At 51.4% G+C, this 20,009-nt stretch carries 13 protein-coding genes; 4 read left to right on the top strand and 9 right to left on the bottom strand.

Annotated features, from left to right (window positions below; translation table 11 throughout):
- Positions 1 to 122: 122 nt before the first annotated feature.
- The 4 genes from AC8GE9_RS17535 to AC8GE9_RS17520 are packed head-to-tail and all read right to left on the bottom strand — an operon-like array spanning position 123 to position 6,868.
- Positions 123 to 1,448: an extracellular solute-binding protein gene (locus AC8GE9_RS17535; RefSeq protein ID WP_506678473.1), complete on the bottom strand. Its 1,326-nt coding sequence runs from the start codon at positions 1,446 to 1,448 to the stop codon at positions 123 to 125.
- A 56-nt stretch (positions 1,449 to 1,504) separates the two neighbouring features.
- The gene (locus AC8GE9_RS17530) at positions 1,505 to 2,548 is read right to left on the bottom strand and encodes a CDP-6-deoxy-delta-3,4-glucoseen reductase (protein WP_506678472.1); all 1,044 of its coding nucleotides are present in this window, start codon (positions 2,546 to 2,548) and stop codon (positions 1,505 to 1,507) included.
- A gap of 48 nt (positions 2,549 to 2,596) precedes the next feature.
- Positions 2,597 to 4,906, bottom strand: a complete 2,310-nt coding sequence (parC, locus tag AC8GE9_RS17525) for a DNA topoisomerase IV subunit A (RefSeq protein WP_506678471.1) — start codon at positions 4,904 to 4,906, stop codon at positions 2,597 to 2,599.
- The gene (locus AC8GE9_RS17520; RefSeq protein WP_506678470.1) at positions 4,907 to 6,868 is read right to left on the bottom strand and encodes a DNA topoisomerase IV subunit B; all 1,962 of its coding nucleotides are present in this window, start codon (positions 6,866 to 6,868) and stop codon (positions 4,907 to 4,909) included. It lies immediately after the preceding gene.
- Positions 6,869 to 7,156: 288 nt separating this feature from the next.
- Between AC8GE9_RS17520 and trxA the strand changes: the two genes are divergently transcribed.
- Both trxA and rho read left to right on the top strand, forming a co-directional pair.
- A complete protein-coding gene (gene trxA, locus AC8GE9_RS17515) occupies positions 7,157 to 7,483 on the top strand; it encodes a thioredoxin TrxA (RefSeq protein WP_506678469.1) in 327 nt (108 codons plus the stop codon).
- Positions 7,484 to 7,622: 139 nt separating this feature from the next.
- Complete coding sequence (gene rho, locus AC8GE9_RS17510) at positions 7,623 to 8,879, top strand: transcription termination factor Rho (protein ID WP_506678468.1); 1,257 nt, start codon at positions 7,623 to 7,625, stop codon at positions 8,877 to 8,879.
- 6 nt (positions 8,880 to 8,885) lie between these two features.
- Here rho and AC8GE9_RS17505 read toward each other — a convergent pair whose 3' ends face one another.
- Entirely contained in the window at positions 8,886 to 12,506 is a 3,621-nt protein-coding gene (locus AC8GE9_RS17505; RefSeq protein WP_506678467.1) for a YhdP family phospholipid transporter, read from the bottom strand.
- Positions 12,507 to 12,588: 82 nt separating this feature from the next.
- On the opposite strand from AC8GE9_RS17505, the gene glnE reads away from it, so the two are divergent.
- Both glnE and AC8GE9_RS17495 read left to right on the top strand, forming a co-directional pair.
- A complete protein-coding gene (glnE, locus tag AC8GE9_RS17500) occupies positions 12,589 to 15,384 on the top strand; it encodes a bifunctional [glutamate--ammonia ligase]-adenylyl-L-tyrosine phosphorylase/[glutamate--ammonia-ligase] adenylyltransferase (RefSeq protein ID WP_506678466.1) in 2,796 nt (931 codons plus the stop codon).
- 43 nt (positions 15,385 to 15,427) lie between these two features.
- Positions 15,428 to 16,129, top strand: a complete 702-nt coding sequence (locus tag AC8GE9_RS17495) for an epoxyqueuosine reductase QueH (RefSeq protein WP_506678465.1) — start codon at positions 15,428 to 15,430, stop codon at positions 16,127 to 16,129.
- Positions 16,130 to 16,136: 7 nt separating this feature from the next.
- Here the strand turns inward: AC8GE9_RS17495 and AC8GE9_RS17490 are convergent, their stop codons facing one another.
- From AC8GE9_RS17490 to AC8GE9_RS17475, 4 genes are all read right to left on the bottom strand, one after another.
- Positions 16,137 to 16,967 (bottom strand): ChbG/HpnK family deacetylase, encoded by an 831-nt coding sequence (locus AC8GE9_RS17490; RefSeq protein ID WP_506678464.1) that lies wholly within the window; start codon positions 16,965 to 16,967, stop codon positions 16,137 to 16,139.
- Between the two features lie 12 nt (positions 16,968 to 16,979).
- Positions 16,980 to 17,903: a glycosyltransferase family 2 protein gene (locus AC8GE9_RS17485; RefSeq protein WP_506678463.1), complete on the bottom strand. Its 924-nt coding sequence runs from the start codon at positions 17,901 to 17,903 to the stop codon at positions 16,980 to 16,982.
- A 110-nt stretch (positions 17,904 to 18,013) separates the two neighbouring features.
- Positions 18,014 to 18,907 carry a DMT family transporter gene (locus AC8GE9_RS17480; RefSeq protein WP_506678462.1) on the bottom strand — a complete coding sequence of 298 codons (894 nt, stop codon included), beginning with the start codon at positions 18,905 to 18,907 and terminating at the stop codon, positions 18,014 to 18,016.
- 27 nt (positions 18,908 to 18,934) lie between these two features.
- Positions 18,935 to 19,675 (bottom strand): aspartate/glutamate racemase family protein, encoded by a 741-nt coding sequence (locus AC8GE9_RS17475; RefSeq protein WP_506678461.1) that lies wholly within the window; start codon positions 19,673 to 19,675, stop codon positions 18,935 to 18,937.
- Between the last annotated feature and the right edge of the window lie 334 nt (positions 19,676 to 20,009).

Here is a 20,009-nt window from a genome sequence, read left to right as displayed (position 1 = left end):
TTCGAGGACGGCTATGTTGGACCCGAACCTGCCGTTCGACAATTGCATGTAGTACGCATGGAGTAAATCAACACCAAAGAAAAACGGAGCCCGCAGGCTCCGATTTTTTTGAATAAAAGATTTTATTTGCGTTTAGGCGCTGGAGCTGGGGCATCCTGTGACAAAACTTTTGCCTGATCAACCGCCTTGGTCAACGCCTCGACAGGCGGCGTATTGCCAGAGAGCGCCGCATCAAACTCACGGCTCAAAATCGGCTCGATTTGGGGGTAGTTGCGCAAACGGAATCCGCGGCTATTCGGGTCCTTGACGTTACGCATGCTGTCCACGAGTTGACGTGCACCCGGAATGCGATCGTAAAACGCTGCATCGCCTGTACGAAAGGCGGCATCCGTCAGCGGCAAAAATCCAGTGCGCTGGTGCCATGCCGAAGCAATGACCGGTTGGGCAAGGAAAGACAGAAATGACATTGTCGCTTTATCTTGGTCCTTGGGGTGACCGGAAGTCGCCCAGAGAGCGCCCCCACTCACGTAAGGCGCACCTGATGTTTTTACAACCTGATCGTAGAAAGGCAGCGGTGCGATGCCATAACTCAGGCCTTTGCTTTCTTGCATCCTGGCTAAAGCACCAGAGGTCGTTGTGATCACCGCACAACGGTTATCAGCAAACATCGCATCGGCTTCTGAGCCATTGCTGTTGAAGGGAAACAAGTCTGAACGCTTCCAGCTCACCATGATGGACAAATGGCGCATGAACACGGGGTCCAACAAATTGAGTTGTGCACCGCGCACCTTAGCATCTAAACCATTACCTGGAGTGACGTACAAAGCGCCATTAATCGGTGCCATGTTTTCAAGGTGGGTGGTGACCTGATGGCTCGTGGCGAAAGGACACTGATAGTGCGCCTTATCTCTCAAGAGCAGCAAATGATTTTGCAGTTCGGGCCATGTTCTGGCGGGCTTGTTGGAATCCAAACCTGCCTTTTTGTAACCGGCAACGTTATAAAACATCACTGGAATTTCAGCCATGTAAGGAAAAGCCATCAGCCGACCTTGTCCGTCACGCATGAAACCCGTTGTTTGTGTCAGAAACCAGTTGGCATCATTCATTGGGTATTGCTTAAGCAACTGGTGCAAAGGAATGATGTCTTTGTGCTGAGCAATGATTTCTGGAGAACGATTGTCAGCGAGGTGAACGAGATTGGGCTTGCGCTTTTCTGCGACCGCCTTTTCACCTGCTTTTCGCATTTCGTCCTGATTAGGAAAAGCCCTCAAGACCACATTGACATCTTTTTGTTCATTGTTGAAACGTCGAGCGATTTTCTCAAACTCTGACTTATGGACCGAGGTCATTGTGTGCCAGACTTCGATATTGACGGGGTTGGCCTGTGCTGGGAGTACAAGAGCACAAGATAAGCCGAGCACTGCAGCAATACGTTTAAGGAAGGTCACGCTGAAAATCCTATGGATAGAATTCAATTACACAAAACCTTTGTGCAAGGTACTCATTATTTTACTGCGGCAATATCAGCTTCGGAAGTAAAAGCATCAGCAAAGAACGCTTCGTCAGGTAAAGAGCACTGCGTGACAAACTCGCGTCGGGCGGACTCCACCACGATCGGAGCTCCGCATGCGTAAACCTCATGGCCCATCAGACTTGGAAAGTCTTCCATGACGGCCCGGTGAACAAACCCCGTCCGTCCGCTCCATCCGTCTTCGGGCAGCGCATCGGAAACGACCGGAATGAACTTGAAGTTTGGCAAGGTTTGGGCCCAGTGCTGGGCAAGCTCGCTCATATAGAGATCGGCCGGACGTCTTCCACCCCAATATAGTGTGACCGGACGCTGGATATTTTGGTGTGCCATATGCTCGACGATCGCTTTGATGGGCGCAAAGCCTGTTCCGCTGGCCAACATCACGATGGGCAACTCGCTGTCTTCACGTAAGAAAAAAGAACCAAAGGGTCCCTCTACACGCAAAATTTCACGGTCTTTCATTTGCGTTGCGCCGGCACCAAACACATGATCCGTGAATAAACCGCCCGGCAGATGACGAATATGCAACTCAAGGGCAGCCGCATCATGAGGAGGATTTGCCATAGAGTAACTACGTCGCTTGCCATCTTTTAAGATGATTTCAACGTATTGACCCGCGTAAAAACGAAAACTCTCGGTCGCCGGCAATTGCAATTTCAACAATGCGACGTCAGCCGTCGGACGCTGGATCGAGGTCACGCGCGAGGGTAGTTTGCGAATCTGAATATCCGAGGCCAGACGAATTTCTCGGGATTCGATCACGAGATCAGAGGTGGCGCGCGCCTGACACAGTAAGGTAAAGCCCTGATGAATTTCTTCGGGCGTCAAAATCTGGGCGGCGCTATGACCGCCCTCGACGGTCCCTGACACCACGCGCGCCTTGCAAGTCGAGCAGGCTCCGCTACGGCAGCTATAGGGCAACAAAATGCCCGCAGCGAGCGCGGCATCCAAGACGCTTTTATCGGGATCCGCGGGGAACTGATGCAGACTGGGTTGAATGGTGACTTGGAACGACATGGAAATACCTAAAAAAGGGCGTGAATCGTGATGTGCAGCATTTTATCTTTAAAGCACTGGGGATAGGATTGGTTCTTTGGAACGAATATCGAGCAGCCTGCCTTTGCGCGCGCGCTTGGAAACATAGATCTCAAGCAAGGCACCACTTAGGATATCTTGAACCTGCTTTGTCCGGTAGGTGCCGGTGACCCGCAAGCCCGCTTTGGATACAGGCACGGTCTGCGTCAACACATCAGGTGCGTCGATTCCCATCAAAATAGTGCCGCGCCCCCCGGAAGCAAGGCTCTTGACCTCTTCTAAGGCAATCACTAGCAGCTTGCCACGCGATGTCAGGAACGCCACGTGTGTCGCCAAGGCAAAAAGCGGGACAGGCCGCAATAAACGGTCTTTTTCCTCAAGTGTGACAAACTGCTTGCCCGCACGTTGACGACTGGTCATATCGGAGAGTTTGGTCGAAAAACCAAAGCCCTGGCTCGTACTAAGCAGCCATTTGCTATCGGCGGCTGCAGCGATCATATGTTCGATATGTGAGCCTGGTTCGAGATCAATCATTGAGGTCACAGGTGCACCGTCACCACGCGCCGAAGGCAGCCCAGAGACCGCTACGCTGTAAACACGACCGTTATCACCGAAAGCAATCAACGCGTCGGTGCTACGACACTCAAACACGCCATAAGGACCGTCACCCGCTTTGAAGTTGAATTGCGCAACGTCGTGACCGTGGCCCTGACGAGAGCGCAGCCAACCTTTCTGGGACACAATCACAGTGACAGGCTCATCGAGAACACGCACTTCTTTGACTGCGCGCTCAGCGACCTCGATGAGCGTGCGCCGTTCATCGCCGTAGAGTTTCGAGTCAGCTTCGATCTCTTTGACAATGAGCTTTTTGAGCGCGGTGGGGTGTTCGATCAGCTCTTGCAGTTTTTGCTGCTCGGCTTGCTTTTCTGCCAGCTCTTGTTCAATTTTGAAACCTTCGAGTCGCGCAAGCTGACGAAGACGCATATCAAGAATGTCGTCGGCCTGACGCTCGCTTAATTTAAAGCGCACCATCAATGCTGGACGAGGTTCGTCGGATTCGCGAATGGTTTGGATGACTTCATCCACATTCAGATACACCAACATCCGCCCTTCGAGCACATGGATTCGATCAGTGATCTTGTCAAAGCGGTAGCGCGTCCGACGAAGAACCGTATTGGTGCGAAAGCCAATCCACTCCAGCAACACATCGCGCAGCCCCTTCTGTCGGGGTCTGTGATCCGTCCCAATACAAACCAGATTCATGGCAACACTTGTTTCCATGCTGGTCAACGCCAACAGAGTCGTGACAAACTCTTCGCGATCTATTTTTGAGGTTTTAGGCTCAAACACCAAACGAACAGCGGCATCCTTGCCTGACTCGTCACGCACGGCATCGAGCAAAGCGAGCATCTGTGCTTTGGTCTGCTGCTGCTCGGGTGTTAAGGTTTTCTTGCCTGCTTTAACTTTAGGGTTGGTCAGATCCTCGATTTCTTCGAGCACTTTTTGGCAAGAAGCACCAGGCGGCAACTCGTGCACAACCAGTTGCCACTGGCCGCGTGCCATTTCCTCGAACTGCCAGCGGGCGCGCGCTTTGAGCGAGCCACGTCCGGTTTGATAGATTTGCGCGATTTCCGCGGGCGCTGTGATGATCTGGCCACCACCGGCAAAATCGGGCCCCGGAACCATTTGATAGAGATCCGCATCGGCAAGCGAAGGGTTTTTGATCAGCGCGACGCATGCCCCAGCAATTTCGCGCAAATTGTGTGCTGGGATTTCAGTTGCCATGCCGACCGCAATACCCGAAGCGCCATTGAGCAGCATGACGGGTAAGCGTGCCGGGAGCATGGAAGGCTCTTGGTGGCTACCATCGTAATTGGGGATGAAATCAACAGTGCCTTCGTCGAGCTCGTCGAGCAACAAGCGTGCAAAGGGCGTCAGACGAGCCTCCGTATAGCGCATGGCCGCCGCATTATCGCCATCTCTGGAACCAAAGTTACCTTGACCATCAATGAGGGGGTAACGCAAGGAAAACTGCTGCGCCATTCTGACCAAGGCGTCATACGCTGCCTGGTCACCGTGCGGGTGGTATTTGCCCAACACATCACCCACTACGCGGGCGGACTTCACGGGCTTGGCACCCGACTGCAAACCCATGGCCTGCATCGCGTAAAGAATCCTGCGCTGAACAGGCTTTTGCCCATCCCCGACGTCAGGCAGCGCGCGACCGCGAACGACAGACACCGCGTAATCGAGGTAGGCCTGTTCAGCGTACAAGCCAAGGGTCAAGGATGCATCAGCATCGCTTGAGTCAAACAAACCAGGTTGAGAACTGTCAGTCATTTAGATATCAACCTCTGCGAGATTGCCTTTTTCTTCAAGCCAAGTGCGACGGGCGCCAGACTCGCCTTTGCCCATCAACATGTCAAACATTTGCGTCGTTGCGGTCTGATCGAGCGCACCGTAACCGACCGGCAACATGCGCCGAGTGTCTGGATTCATGGTGGTTTCCCACAATTGCGTTGGACTCATTTCACCGAGGCCTTTAAAGCGACTGATATCCCAGGAGCCTTCGCGCACCCCTTCTTTACGAAGCTTGTCCTGCACGGCGTCGAGCTCCCCCGAATCCAGACAATAGACCTTGCGAGCGGGTCGCTTGCCCAAGGCCGGCACATCTACGCGAAAGAGCGGAGGTCGCGCGACAAATACATGACCGAGCTCGACTAAGCGTGGGAAATGCTTATAAAAAAGTGTCAGCAACAGCACCTGAATATGGGAACCATCAACGTCCGCATCAGAGAGGATGCAGACGCGCCCGTAGCGCAAGCCTGAAAGATCTGGCGTGTCATTGGGACCGTGAGGATCCACACCAATCGCCACAGCGATATCGTGAATTTCGTTATTGGCGAACAAACGATCCCGATCGACCTCCCAGGAGTTCAGGACCTTGCCGCGTAAAGGCAGAATGGCTTGAAACTCTTTGTCACGTCCCATTTTGGCGGAGCCACCTGCGGAGTCACCCTCAACGAGAAAAACTTCGGTACGGGCTATATCAGAGGACTCGCAATCGGTCAGCTTGCCTGGCAGTACCGCCACGCCTGAACTCTTGCGCTTTTCGACCTTTTGGGCCGAACGCGCGCGGGCCTGCGCTTGGCGGATCGCTAACTCAGCAAGTTTTTTTCCATACTCAACGTGACTATTGAGCCATAAGTCCAGAGATGTACGCACAAAGCCGCCGACTAAACGCACCGCATCGCGACTGTTGAGCCGTTCTTTGATCTGTCCCTGAAACTGAGGATCAAGAACCTTGGCAGACAACACAAAACTGGTGCGGGCAAACACATCCTCGGGTAGCAGTTTGACACCTTTGGGTAACAAGCTATGCAACTCGGCGAACCCTTTGACGGCCGCGAACAGGCCTTCGCGTAAGCCCGACTCGTGGGTACCCCCCGCAGGCGTGGGAATGAGGTTGACATAAGACTCGCGCACCACATTGCCCTCGTCGGCCCAGGCAACCACCCATTGAGCACCCTCACCCTCGGCGAAATTTTCATGGTCGGCTGAGGCAAACTGCTCGCCCCCAAACAGCGGAACACGCAACTCTAAGCCCTGGAGCGCCTCGGTGAGGTAACCCTCGAGGCCGTCTTGGTATTGCCAGGTCCGCGTCTCTCCCGTTTTTTCGTTCAGATAAGTGACTTTGACGCCCGCCATCAACACCGCTTTGCTGCGAAGCAAATGCATGAGCTCATGCGTCGGGATGGACGCAGAGTCAAAAAACGAAGCATCCGGCCAGACTCTGACTCGGGTACCTGACTTTTTACGGGCAAGCTCTGGAACGACTTTGAGTGGCTCTGCAACATCGCCATTGGCAAACGCCATACGGTGGGCGGTGCCTTCACGCCACACCACAAGCTCTAGGCGCTTGGACAACGCGTTAGTGACCGAGACCCCCACGCCATGCAACCCGCCCGAGAAAGCATACGCTCCGCCCCCCTTCTTATCGAACTTTCCTCCCGCATGCAGTCGTGTAAAGACAAGCTCGACGACAGGTGCTTTTTCTTCAGGATGCAGTCCAACAGGAATACCGCGTCCATCGTCCTCGACCGTGATGCTGCCATCGGTTTGCATCGTGACATGAATGTGCTTACCAAATCCCGCAAGTGCTTCGTCAGCTGCGTTATCAATCACCTCCTGAATAATATGCAGGGGATTTTCCGTTCGGGTATACATGCCAGGACGTTGTCGTACCGGCTCAAGCCCTTTTAGGACGCGGATGGATGATTCGTTGTAGGACTTTGTACTCAAGTTATCCCCAAGATCTGTGAAAAAGATCGCCCATTTTACGGAAATTGGTAATCGGGGTGCGGCAAGCCCTTATCTGCTCAAAAATTGAGCAGATAAGCGACTGCTAGCACTCAGGTTAAAAGTGCCCACTTAATTGAAAAGTAACCATCGAGTTCATCGGATTGGTCCAAATTGTGCTTTAATAAAGAAACGCAGTAGAAAGATGCCTTGTTGCAGGTTGCTTAAATCAACGAACGGGCTCGTCTGAGATTCTTACAGACCTATCACTGAAATACCCTAGAGAAAATCATGAGTGAAAACATCAAAAACGTAAGCGATGTCAGCTTCGATGCGGACGTATTGAAATCCTCTCAGCCCGTGCTGGTAGACTATTGGGCGGCTTGGTGTGGTCCATGCAAAATGATCGCACCGATGCTCGAGGAAGTCGCCACGGAGTTTGCTGGCAAGGTGACCGTTGCTAAACTGAACGTTGACGAAAACCAGGAAACGGCCGCTAAATTCAACATCCGAGGTATTCCAACGCTAATGTTGTTTAAGGATGGCAAAGTTGCTGCGACCAAGGTTGGCGCACTTTCAAAATCCCAGCTGACTGAGTTTCTAAACGGCGCGATCTAACTCGTTTCCACGCGCGGGCCCCTTCGAGGCCCGCCATTGACTCTGCTTAGCGCGAGCTGTTCTCTCCAAGATTTCCTTTTAACTCCCTTTTTTTGACCCTTGTCTTCATTTACGAAGCCACTTTTCCAGATAAATATCAATGCACCTTAATGAACTGAAGGCGCAGCACGTTTCGCAGCTGCTCGAAATGGCCGCCGGTCTCGAAATCGAAAACGCAAACCGCCTACGCAAGCAAGAACTCATGTTTGCGATCATGAAGCGACGCGCTAAACAAGGCGAACAAATTTTTGGAGATGGCGTGCTCGAAGTCTTGCCTGACGGCTTTGGATTTCTGCGCTCCCCAGATACTTCGTATTTAGCCAGTACTGACGATATCTATATATCTCCCTCGCAAATTCGCCGCTTTAATCTTCATACTGGCGACTCCATTGAGGGAGAAGTACGTACTCCCAAGGATGGAGAGCGCTATTTTGCTCTTGTCAAAGTCGACAAGGTCAATGGGTTTCCTCCAGAGGCAATCAAGCACCGCATCATGTTTGAAAATCTGACGCCGCTGCATCCGGATAAAGTCATGACGCTCGAGCGCGACATCAAGAGCGAGGAGAACCTGACCGGTCGAATTCTGGATATTTTTGCTCCAATTGGTAAAGGTCAACGCGGCTTGATCGTCGCAAGCCCTAAATCTGGCAAGACGGTCATGATGCAGCACATCGCACATGCGATCACAACGAATTTTCCCGACGCAGTGATGATCGTGATGCTCGTAGACGAGCGTCCTGAAGAAGTCACCGAGATGCAGCGTACTGTTCGCGGTGAGGTCGTCGCCTCCACGTTCGATGAACCTGCTACGCGCCATGTCCAAGTCGCTGAAATGGTGATCGAACGTGCCAAGCGCTTGGTTGAAATGAAAAAAGATGTGGTGATTTTGCTAGACTCAATCACCCGGCTTGCCCGCGCCTATAACACTGTTGTTCCTGCCTCCGGCAAGGTATTGACAGGCGGCGTAGATGCAAACGCGCTCCAGCGTCCAAAGCGTTTCTTTGGTGCTGCACGCAATCTCGAAGAAGGTGGTTCGCTCACCATCATCGGTACAGCCTTGATTGAAACTGGTAGCCGTATGGACGAAGTCATCTACGAGGAATTCAAAGGTACGGGCAACTCTGAGGTTCACCTCGAACGTCGTCTTGCTGAAAAACGTGTTTATCCCGCGATTAATCTCAATAAATCCGGCACGCGTCGTGAAGAGCTGCTCATCAAGCCTGATTTACTACAAAAAATCTGGGTGTTGCGTAAGTTTATCCACGATATGGATGAGGTCGAGGCAATGGAGTTCATCATGGACAAAATGCGCTCCACAAAGAACAACGCTGAGTTTTTTGACATGATGAAAAAATAAGTGTCTCTAGTCGCCAATCAAAGGTTGGCTAGGCACCGGCGCTGGGACACCGATTGGGATGAGCTCTGGCTCATCCCAAGTTCCTTTGACTTCATACTTTGCACTCATCGCCCGCTCAATGGGATTTCGCAATAAAAACTGTGTGACAAGCGCACTCAGTCCAGCCAGCGGATTGACAACAAACGCAGTCGCAACGGCAGCACCGCTCATATCAAGAAGAGGGCGAACATCCGCGTCCATATTCCAGCTTTTTTGGGTGAGGTTCGAGCCTCCCTTAAGTGAAATACGCGCAATCGGACTGCGTACAACAAGGTTTTCTGTGTGAACGAAGCCTTGCTTGAGCGTCAAATCACCTTTGATGCTGTTCCAAGGGAAACCATCTTTGAACTCACTCCCTGTTCTGAAATTAAAACTCAAAATGCGTTGAAGCGACTGCAGAGAAAGCACTTCAAGCAAACGCGCGCTGCGAGAGTTCACATGTTGAAAAACGCCGTCTTTGAGATCAACGGCCACCTCACCATTTAGACCTGCGTAGGAGTAAACCCAAGGAAAGTTTAGCCAATTGATTTTTGCATTGATCGTACCAGAACCATCGAGCGCACGATTTTGGTGGCCTAATTGATCGGACAACTTCCCTAAATTGGAAATCGTAATCGAGGTGTCCAAGTTAATGCCTCGGTCAGGACCCTTCAGAAACCATGTCCCTTTTGCTGTCATTTTTGCATTCGGATTCGAAACTTCAAGTTCATGGATCATCCAGCGCGAACCATTGTCTGCATTGGCACCCACAAGATGCAAGGCCCCTAGTCGACTGCCGAATAAGGTGAAGTCTTCAACCGACAAATCGATCGCTGGCATCGATGACCATTGCTTTTCGTCAATGACCTCGGTTTTAGGCGGATCTAGTGAGGTGCCTTGGGTACCGACGGAAAGCTTTGAAAACCTTGCCACGACAGGACCGACCAACCCTCGCGCTCCGGTCGTCCACGAGGCAACTCCTTGAGTTTCTCTGGATTCAAGACGTGCCGCCCACTTTTGAGCCGTCGTTTTGCTGAGCATTAAATCCAAATTATGCAAGCTCAACTCAGCAAAAATAAACTCGGGGGAGCGCAGGCGCAATTGTTGTAAGGGAGGAAAGATAGTTGGGGTTGATGCAGCGGAATTTTGTGCAGATGGTGACGTGAGCTGATCAGTGAGCGATTTCCAATCATCCCAATTCACACGATCAAAACCGAGATTCACGGTCAGCCCAGAAGCAGGCAGTACGGCAGGGCCTCCCATCACAATCGCACCGCGAGAAAAATAAGAGGGTCCTCGCCCGTTTGGGATGTGTTCAAAGCTACCATTCAACACGTTACCCAAACTAAAGGTCAAGGCTGTTCTATTAATTTTTCCTTGCTGAAGGCTCTGTAATCGCACGGACAGTGGACGGTTTTGAGCCGCCGACTTTCCAAGGGGTGGGGGTAATTTGATTGTGAGACCTGCGAGACTTGAACGCACGTCGAGGTCGATACCTCCTGTCGCATTGCCTTTGATGTCAGCTTGATAGCCAGTGCGTCCAGTGACTGCAAGCAAGGCGCTCAGCTGTTGATGTTTTTCAGCAGCAATGCTTGTCAACTCCCCTTTCAGAGCAAATTGGCGCAGTTTTGGCCCCCATTCTCCGGACAAGGTCACGGGTCCGCCCAACGCCTCACCTCTCATCTCTTTGACAATCACAACCTCATCATTGAAATCAAAGACTCCATTGATTTTTTCAATCGGAACGCTATCTTTATTTAAAGCAATCGCCGTATCAGATAATTTGAATTGACCGTTGATCGACAAAACACGCTGTTGATTAAGATCAAAATCCAAGGACAATGGCATCGATGCTTGACCTTTTACTTCTAACGTCTCAACTTGTTTACCTAAGTCATGCTGAATAGGCGTCCTATTAAGCATCGCCAAGTAGTCCTGCACTAAACCAGTGCTATTTAGACGAACGGAGACCTTAGGATTTAAGTCCAGATCAGGCGAATGCACTTCTAGCCCTGAAATCTGTATAGAACGTCCGTGCATGCCGAGCACTTGGGCGTGATCACTTTTGATCGTCAAGCCCAACTTATCGAACTGCAAGTTGCCACTCAAGAGGGTGACTGCTGGCCACTGCCGCTGATGAGGCTCAACATAGTCATAATCAATCGACACCTGATCAAGCTGCCCCTCCAGGCGAAACACTGCCGCTTCAGCGCCTGGTTGATTAAAGGGAAATTTGGATAAGTCGCCCTGGAGCCTCATCCCCACCTGATTCAGCGAACCGTTGAGTATTGCACGACGCAGCCACTCCCGCGTCTCGGCGCTGACCTCTGTGCTGACATAGTGATGCAGCTTTGTAGGATCCACCCCATTGAGCTTGCCCGTGATGTCGACTACCCCGGGCGAGGCAGGCTCCCCTTGCGTCCACTTGCCACTAAAATCCGCACGCATACTCCCCGACTGTAAACCGAGTTGTGTCGCAGTGATTTGAAGCTTTTGACTCGCATTACGATTCCATTGGGTTTTAGCAGAGACGTCCCCAACTGAAAGGGTTCGGGGATCAAACAAACTAGAGTCGATATGTAAACCTTGGCCGCTCAAGGTCAGAGAAGCCCCCACCCGATTTGGGCTGCGATCGAACAGCATCCATGTGTTTTCTGGAAAAAGATCGCCCACCCAGCCACTCAGGCGTGCCTGGAGATGCTCTGCTCTGATCACGGTTGTGTCACCACCACCGCTCAAATGAAACGCTGCGTAAGACCCCGCCAGATCAATCGTCGCCCGTCCTACATGACCCGAGGATATCGCTAGCCAAAGACGTGTTGCAAAACGGCCTTCTGTTTTGGGGAGATCCACCCAAGGAGACCATGCACTAGGTTGAGCGTCATTGATTTCAATAAAAATTTCAGCTTCGCCTTGCTCATGCGAGGCGAGCGGATTGAAAATATTATCCGTACGGGCAATGAGTTCGATGGTGCTGCCGAGCTCTTGGGGCAGACTCGCACTCACCCGCATTTGATGACGAAAAATACTGTTATTGATATTGAAGTTAATGCCTTCAATCGCAAGCTCTGGTGCATCTCGAAGATGATCTTTCCAATAAAGGGTCGCATCGCGGATGGTGATTTGACCCTGACTCAACAACCAGCGAACAGCGGGTGTATCTGTGGAAAAATTAAATCTATCGGAACTTTGCTCGCCGAGCACAGTGGATGCAAAAACGATTCGGCCATCTGTCCTGCGACTACCTGACAGATGAATGCCGTTGACCTCAAGCTTTCGTAAACGCAAATCCAAATTGAAAATACTGCGCCAAGACACGACAGCGAACGCATCAGGCACATACAACAACTCAAGGTTGCTGTGTTGATCACGCAATCTGAGGTTTTCTAGCGCTAAAGTAGGATTCAGGCCAGACCAGCTCGCGGCAATCTCACCCATAGTGACATCCGCCTCAAGTGCCTTGGAGAGTCGCTTTTCAATTTCTGGACGCCATTCGTTAATGTGTGGCAAAACCAGATAGCGCACGCCTAGCATCGTAGCTGCTGCTGCAAAATAGAGCAGCAAAAGACTAATCATTAGAAAACGCAGTGATTTTTTAATAAATATCAAAACCTAGCCTTGCCTCTGAAATATAAGTCACTAGAATAGAAAGCATATTTTTGACCATTTTAACTTGACGATACGTCCTCCAATGACCGAATCATCTCTGACAAACGCATTGACCTGGTCAGGCGTTCTACGACGTTTAACCAACAGCCATCCCGACTTCACCCAATGGTTAGAGCAAGAATGCGCACAACCTATCACCCCCGAAAGAATTGAGGGGTGGTTCACTGAGTTTGTGGGTCAAACATCGGCCCATGCCGTGCTAGAAGCCTCTGCCTGCAGAAAAGTGCTTCGACAACTCAGGAAAAGGACTTTTTATCTGGCCATGGTGAGAGATTTGGGCGGACTGGCCGATCTCGAGGAGGTCGTCTCTGCGATGACGGCTTTGGCGGATCTGTGTGTCAATCAAGCCTACCGAACCGTCATGAAAGAGTTGGTGACGATCCATGGAACACCGCGCGACCCAAACACTCAGCTTCCCCAAGAAATGATCATTATTGGTATGGGAAAGCTTGGTGGCTGCGAGCTCAATGTGTCTTCTGATATCGATCTGGTGATGCTTTATGGCGAAGAGGGAGAGACCGACGGACCTCGGCCGATCAGCCATCATGAGTTTTATGCCCGACTGACCCGCAAAATGATGCCCATTTTGTCGGAGGCAGATGGTGACGGTCAGGTATTTAGAACGGATCTACGTCTCAGGCCAGATGGCGACTCTGGACCTGTTGCCTGGAGCCTTGATGCCTTTGAGCAATACCTTTTCACGCAAGGTCGCGAATGGGAGCGCTATGCCTGGCTCAAAGGTCGCGTGATTCCTACCAAGGCCTTCGAACAGAGCGATTCGACTGCCAGCCTGCAACAAGCAGAGAGCTTGCGGCTGCCTTTTGTATACAGAAAGTACTTTGATTTTGATGCCTTGGCAGCGTTGCGTGCGCTACGCGAGCGGATCCGTCAGGACTGGCAGCGCAAAGCGTTGGCGCGCCCTGGGGTCGATACGACACACAATATCAAGCTTGGAGATGGCGGGATTAGAGAAATCGAATTTGTGGTTCAACTTTCTCAGCTGATTCGAGGCGGGCGTATGCCAGCGCTTCAGCAAAGAGGCTTATTGACGGCTTTGAAGGCTCAAAGACGCGCGGGTATTTTGTCAGAAGAGCATGCTGATCGACTTGCTCAAGCGTATCGGTTTTTGCGTCGGGTTGAGCATGCGCTTCAATATGCCGAAGACGCACAAACACATCTTTTACCGCAAACGCACGAGCGTATGGCCGAGCTTGCAGTCGCGATGCGCATGCGTCTCGACACATTCGAGCACACCTTAAAACAACACCGTGATTTTGTCGAGCAAACGTTCCGCGATGCCTTTCGGATTGTGGGCCTGGGCGACGATAGCCCCATCACAAGCACGCCGCAAGCCGCTCAGGGTTCAGCTGTCCAATCGACTGAAGGATCTTTGCTTGAAAAAAACATTGCAAAATTTGGTGAGCAAGCCAATGCGCTGACAACACGTATCGAGAGTTTCCTCGACGGACACCGTATTCGCGGGCTTTCAACAAGTAGCCGCAATCGCATCGATACCCTGCTTCCAATCGCGCTCGAAGCCGCGCGTCAGACCTCTCAACCGATGATCACAGCATTACGCCTGTTGGATTTGATCGAATCCATTTCTCAGCGAAGTGCCTATGTCGCATTGCTAGCGGAGTATCCAGAGACACTCGCGCGCATCGCACGCATGATGGCAGCGAGCCCATGGGCTGCACAATATTTAACTCAAAACCCGGTTGTACTGGATAGCTTAATTGCATGGCGTGCGCTGATGGAGCCAGTAGATTACGCGCGGATTGAAGCTGCGATGCGGGCAGACCTAGATGCCTGCGTACTACCGGACGGTAGCGCTGACGTCGAACAGCAAATGAATATGATGCGCGACACTCAACGCCAGATCAGTTTTCAGCTACTCGCGCAGGATCTTGAAGGCGTCTTGACGGTGGAAAGTCTCGGTGATCAACTCTCCGCGCTCGCTGATATGCTCCTGAACGAAACCTTGCGCCGAGTCTGGCCCCTGATCGCCAAGCCCGATCATCTTGGAATCTTGCCCCCGATGAAGATGGCGATCATTGCCTACGGTCGCTTAGGTGGCAAAGAACTTGGCTATTCCTCGGACCTAGACCTAGTCTATCTATACGAGGATGACCGTGAGGATGCCACGGAACTCTACACAAAACTTGGTCGGCGCATGACTTCTTGGCTTTCTACGATGACCTCCTCGGGACGTCTTTATGAGGTGGATTTGCGTCTGCGGCCTGATGGAGACGCGGGACTTTTAGCCGTTTCTGTCGAAGCCTTTAAAGCCTATCAACTCAATAAAGCATGGCCTTGGGAGCATCAGGCTTTAACTCGGGCCCGCTTTGCCGCAGGGGATGCTGCGGTCGGTCTTCGTTTTGAAATCATCCGCCAAGAGGTACTCATTCTAGAGCGCAAGAGTGAGCCCTTTGCCGAAGAGGTTCGTCAAATGCGCCAAAAAATGACGGCAGGACATCCTAATAACAGTCAAGACTTTGATATCAAACATGACTCAGGCGGCATGGTTGATTTGGAGTTTGTGACGCAATATCTTGTCCTGACACAGACACACACACATCCGACCTTACTCGGCAACTTAGGCAATATCGCTCTATTGCGTCTAAGCGCAGAAGCGGGCCTGATCACACCCGAGCTCGCCACGCGATGTGGAGACGCCTATCGCAACCTACGTCGAGCACAGCATCAGTGTCGACTACAAGGTGCCGATAAGGCACGTGTGCCTCAAGAACAGTTACAAAGCGAGCGCGAAGCTATTCGCACGCTCTGGAATACAGTCTTGGGCGCACCGCTTCGGTGAAACAGTCTAAAATATACACTTCATTGCACACTCTGCCGACATCGTGAAAGACGCTCTACGCCCCTCCCTCACTCTGCCCGAAGGCCGCTCCAAGGTTTTGCTGCACTCATGCTGTGCGCCCTGCTCGGGAGAAGTCATGGAGGCCATGCTTGTAGCGGGGATTCAATACGACATATTTTTTTACAACCCTAATATTCACCCCGTCAAAGAGTACGAAATCCGCAAAAACGAGAATATTCGCTTTGCTGAAAAAAACGGTATTGGCTTTATTGATGCCGACTACGATGTAGACAATTGGTTTGAGCGTATCAAGGGCCTGGAAAATGAGCCCGAGCGTGGCGAGCGCTGTACGCAATGTTTTGACATGCGTTTCGAACGGACAGCGCTTTATGCCTTCGAGCACGGGTATGACACCATCACCAGCTCACTCGGTATCTCTCGCTGGAAAGACATGAATCAAATCAATGGCTCCGGTGAACGCGCAGCAGCTCGCTACGAAAACCTCCTGTACTGGACTTATAACTGGCGCAAACACGGCGGCTCCGCTCGCATGATTGAAATCAGCAAACGTGAAGAGTTTTATCAGCAAGAGTATTGCGGCTGTGTCTACTCGCTGCGAGATACCAACAGGCATCGACGCACTCAGGGTCGGGATCGTATTGCACTAGGTGTTAAGTTTTATGGTCGCGAAGAAATTTTATCGCCCACGATCCCTGAAACAGCAGCTTCAATAAAAAGCACATAAAGTTGCATTATTGACGGATGCCTGACTGACTTAAACGCGCGATTGTGAGTTGATTTTTCTCCAGAAGCGCGATGAAATCCTCACTGCCAAGCACACGATATTCCTCCATGCGATCTCTTCCAAAGGCAAGATTTTTGGAGGCAGACTGAGCGGGGTGCGTCATTAGTAGGCTGTTGATACGTGCATGCCTAAGCCACTCGGCGAGCATGACGAGATAAGGTGGATGGGGACGCGAAAAATCGTAAGCTCCCATCAAACCATCGTTCACGATCGCGCCAACACGCGTTGCTTGCCGAACAAGCGAGCCCGCACCCAACGCACCAATCACGTGCGCTTTGAAACGCTGCATAAACGGTAAGGCATGAGACATTTGGGTCGGCTGCGTATCCCGCAGCCAAGGCATTTTTGGTCCAAAACGCTCTGTCAGGGCGCCAAGCAACTCTTCGCGAATAATTGGAAATTGATGGACATGCAGGTGCCCATCGACAAAGTCAGGGACTCTTTTGACGTGCTGTTCGAACAAATCAAGTTGCGTGTTGATTTGTCCACGCACCTGCGAACGGGAAATACGACGCGTATAGGTCAAGACAATTAATTTTCCCAAAGGTGCGTAAAAACCAGGAAGCCCCAAAAACTCGGTGAAATTGAGATGTAAACCAATATCGACAGGCAAACCGGACAATAAAGGTGCGGCCTTTGGAAAACGCACTGCGGTCACCAAACACCCCGTCGCACTCAGTCGACCTGATTGTGCGAGATCGACAATCGCAGCATCGACACCAGGCTCGATACCGAAATCATCCGCGCAAACAATGAGTGGCTTTAAGGTCAAAGGCATGAGGTGCACGACTCAGGACTTTGGATGTTTAAACGCTTGTCCGACGGCTTGCCGGACGATGTAGAGCGGACGGCCCTTAACCTCGGCAAAGATGCCGGCGATATACTCACCGACTATGCCCAAGGACATCAGATTGATACCGGAAAAAAATAGTAGAACAGTCACAATCGTTGACCAGCCATTCACTGGATTGTTGTAAAGCAGGTACTGGATCACGATGGTAATTCCATACCCAAAAGAACACATCGAGACCAAAAATCCGAATACGCTGACAAACCGAAGCGGCCAGGTTGTAAACGATAACAAGCCCGCAAGCGAAAGCCTAAGTAGGTTCAAGAAGCAAAACCGCGATTCGCCATGAAATCTAGCCTCAGGGATATACTGAATCGCTTCGGTATTGAAGCCCACCCAAGCGTACAACCCCTTCATGAAACGATTTCTTTCAGGCAGACGCAGCAAGGCATCGACAACCTTACGATCCATGAGTCGAAAATCTCCCGCATTCGGAGGGACGACCACCCCAGATGAAGACTTGAGCAGCGAATAAAACAATTTCGTGCCTAGACGCTTAGCAAAGCTCTCGTCGTTTCGGTTTTCACGCACGGCGTAGATCATATCAATGCCGGCTTTCCAGCGACTCAGCATCTTTGGCAGCAACTCGGGCGGATGCTGGAGGTCCGCATCCAGAATCAGCACGGCATCACCAACTGAAGCTTCTATCCCCGCAGAAATAGCGGGCTCTTTACCGAAGTTGCGAGAAAGCTGAATATAGCGAAAGCCTGGGTTTTGAGTCCATGCCGTCATCAGGATGGCCGTGGCGTCGCGACTACCATCATCGACTACGATAACTTCCCAGTCTCCTCCGGTTTGGGTCAGTACAGCCTGTAGCCTTGGCAATAGCAAGGCTAAGTTGTCATGCTCATTGTAAGCAGGCACCACGCAACTAACCATTGATTGGTGGGGATCGCGTGGTTGTAAAACCGGACAGTCTGCTTTCATATTCAAAGATGCAAGATAGGATTTGCATTCAAAAAAAACATTATAGATCACGTAGTCATTTGAGCGTTGCGCGCCCGCACTGCCAAACTGGCACTAAAAATAGCCGCCATCATCAATGCCGCTCCGCAAAGCATACGGCCAGAAGGCACTTGACTGAACAGCATCCAGGCAAAGAAAATCGCATAAAGGGGTTCGGATGCGACAACCAAGCCAGCTGTGCGGGCGGGCAACTGTCTCAAGCTTGACACAAACAACCAGTGGGCCAGTCCGGTGCAGATCACACCCAGCGCTCCAATCAACCACCAATCTGACGCGCTGACTTGTCCCAAAGAGGGAATGGCCCAGGGTAATAAAAATAAAAAAACAAGTGCGTTTTGAATGCCCGCAACCTGGAAAGCATTGACATGGCGTAACTGGCGCCTATTGAGCACGGCCAACACGCCAAAAGCTGCGCCTGACAAGATGCCCCAGACAAGACCTTCAGTGCCCTGATCTGACCATTCAAAAGAGGGCGTGATCAACACAAGCCCAAGGCTGACTAGCAATAAACGTAACCACTCGGCACGCCCGACCTTCTCACGCAGAAGAAGAGCCTCGATCAAGGTGATAAAAGCCGGAAAACTTGCAAAACCGAGGGTGGCAACTGCGACCCCTCCTATCTTGACAGAGTAAAAAAATGTTACCCAATGCAACGCTAACATCCCACCACTCAAAACGAAGGCTCCCAGATGTGTGCGCCAAGAATCGAAAGTATGGAGCCGTTTGCCTCCTAGCGTTGAGAACATACGACTCAAAGCCACGAGCGTGAGTACTGCAAAAAATGCACGCCCTAAAGTGATCATCCACGCATCGGCATGGATGATGGCACCAAAAATTCCGGTCGCGCCAAAAAGGATCGCAACGAAATGAATCGCAAAAAGCGACTGCAGTCGATTGAGCAAGCGACCTCTAAACCGTCAGTGGGTTCATCATTTTTTTGGCCAGCCAAGCGGCGCGGCCCAGCCAGTGTAAACCTTGGGTAGAGGTGTTGCATAATCACCATGCTTGCTCGTGCCAAGACCTAAGGCGCTGAGCGCCTCGGCAAACTTGACGGCCACTGCGACCCCATCGATGACTGGCACACCCAATCTCTGTGTCAATGTGTGACAAAGTGTTGTCATGCCCGCACAACCCAAAACGATGGCACCACTGCGATCTCGGCTCAAGGCCTCACGCGCGGCATGCTCGATTTGTCCGATGATGTCCTCACCACTATCTTCTAAATCCAGCACGGCAATATCGGTGCCATGCACGCCACGGCACTGATGCTCAAAGCCGTAGCGCTGCACTAAACGCTCCGCAATGATGCATGTCCGCGTCATGGTGGTCACCACAGAAAAACCAGTCGCGAGCATACTGGCTGCATGAAAGGCAGCCTCTGCAATCCCTAGCACGGGAGCAGTCGTCGCCTCACGCGCGGCTTCTAGACCTGGATCACCAAAACACGCTAGAACGACAGCATCGGGCCCCCACGTCGAGGCGAGTTTGACTTGCTCTGCCACACCCGCAGCGGCGAAAGCTTCGTCGTAATGCCCCTCGATCGATAAAGGACCAAAGCTCGGTTGTGTTGCCACAATTTCTGTCGTTGAAAGTGCGACGGCTTGTGCACCTTTGGCGATCGCAGCAGTCATCTTTGAGGATGTATTAGGGTTTATGAGAAGTAGTTTCATCTGTTTTCTTGGTTTACCTTGGTTACTATTGAAACAAAGCTCTTGCACCAAACTGGACAAAAATGCCCCAAAATGGGCATAGGTCACTGGTGTGGAGCAACCGTACTCAATAATTTAAAGAGAACTGCAATAATTAGGATCATTTGCGCATAATTTAAGACATCCTTTACGCAAAAGATGGCACGATTTTTGCTTAAATTAAAGACGTATTTCAATACGTAAAACGTACTACTGGTCATACATCGGTCACGTTGGCTCACACCAGCTGGAGGTAGACAACTCAGACCGGTCTAAAAGTATCAGATTTGCAGCACAACCTGTTAGCACTATTTTT

Source organism: Zwartia lucis (assembly GCF_965234455.1).
Lineage (GTDB): Bacteria > Pseudomonadota > Gammaproteobacteria > Burkholderiales > Burkholderiaceae_B > Zwartia > Zwartia lucis.
This window is presented reverse-complemented; position numbering and strand designations above follow the sequence as displayed.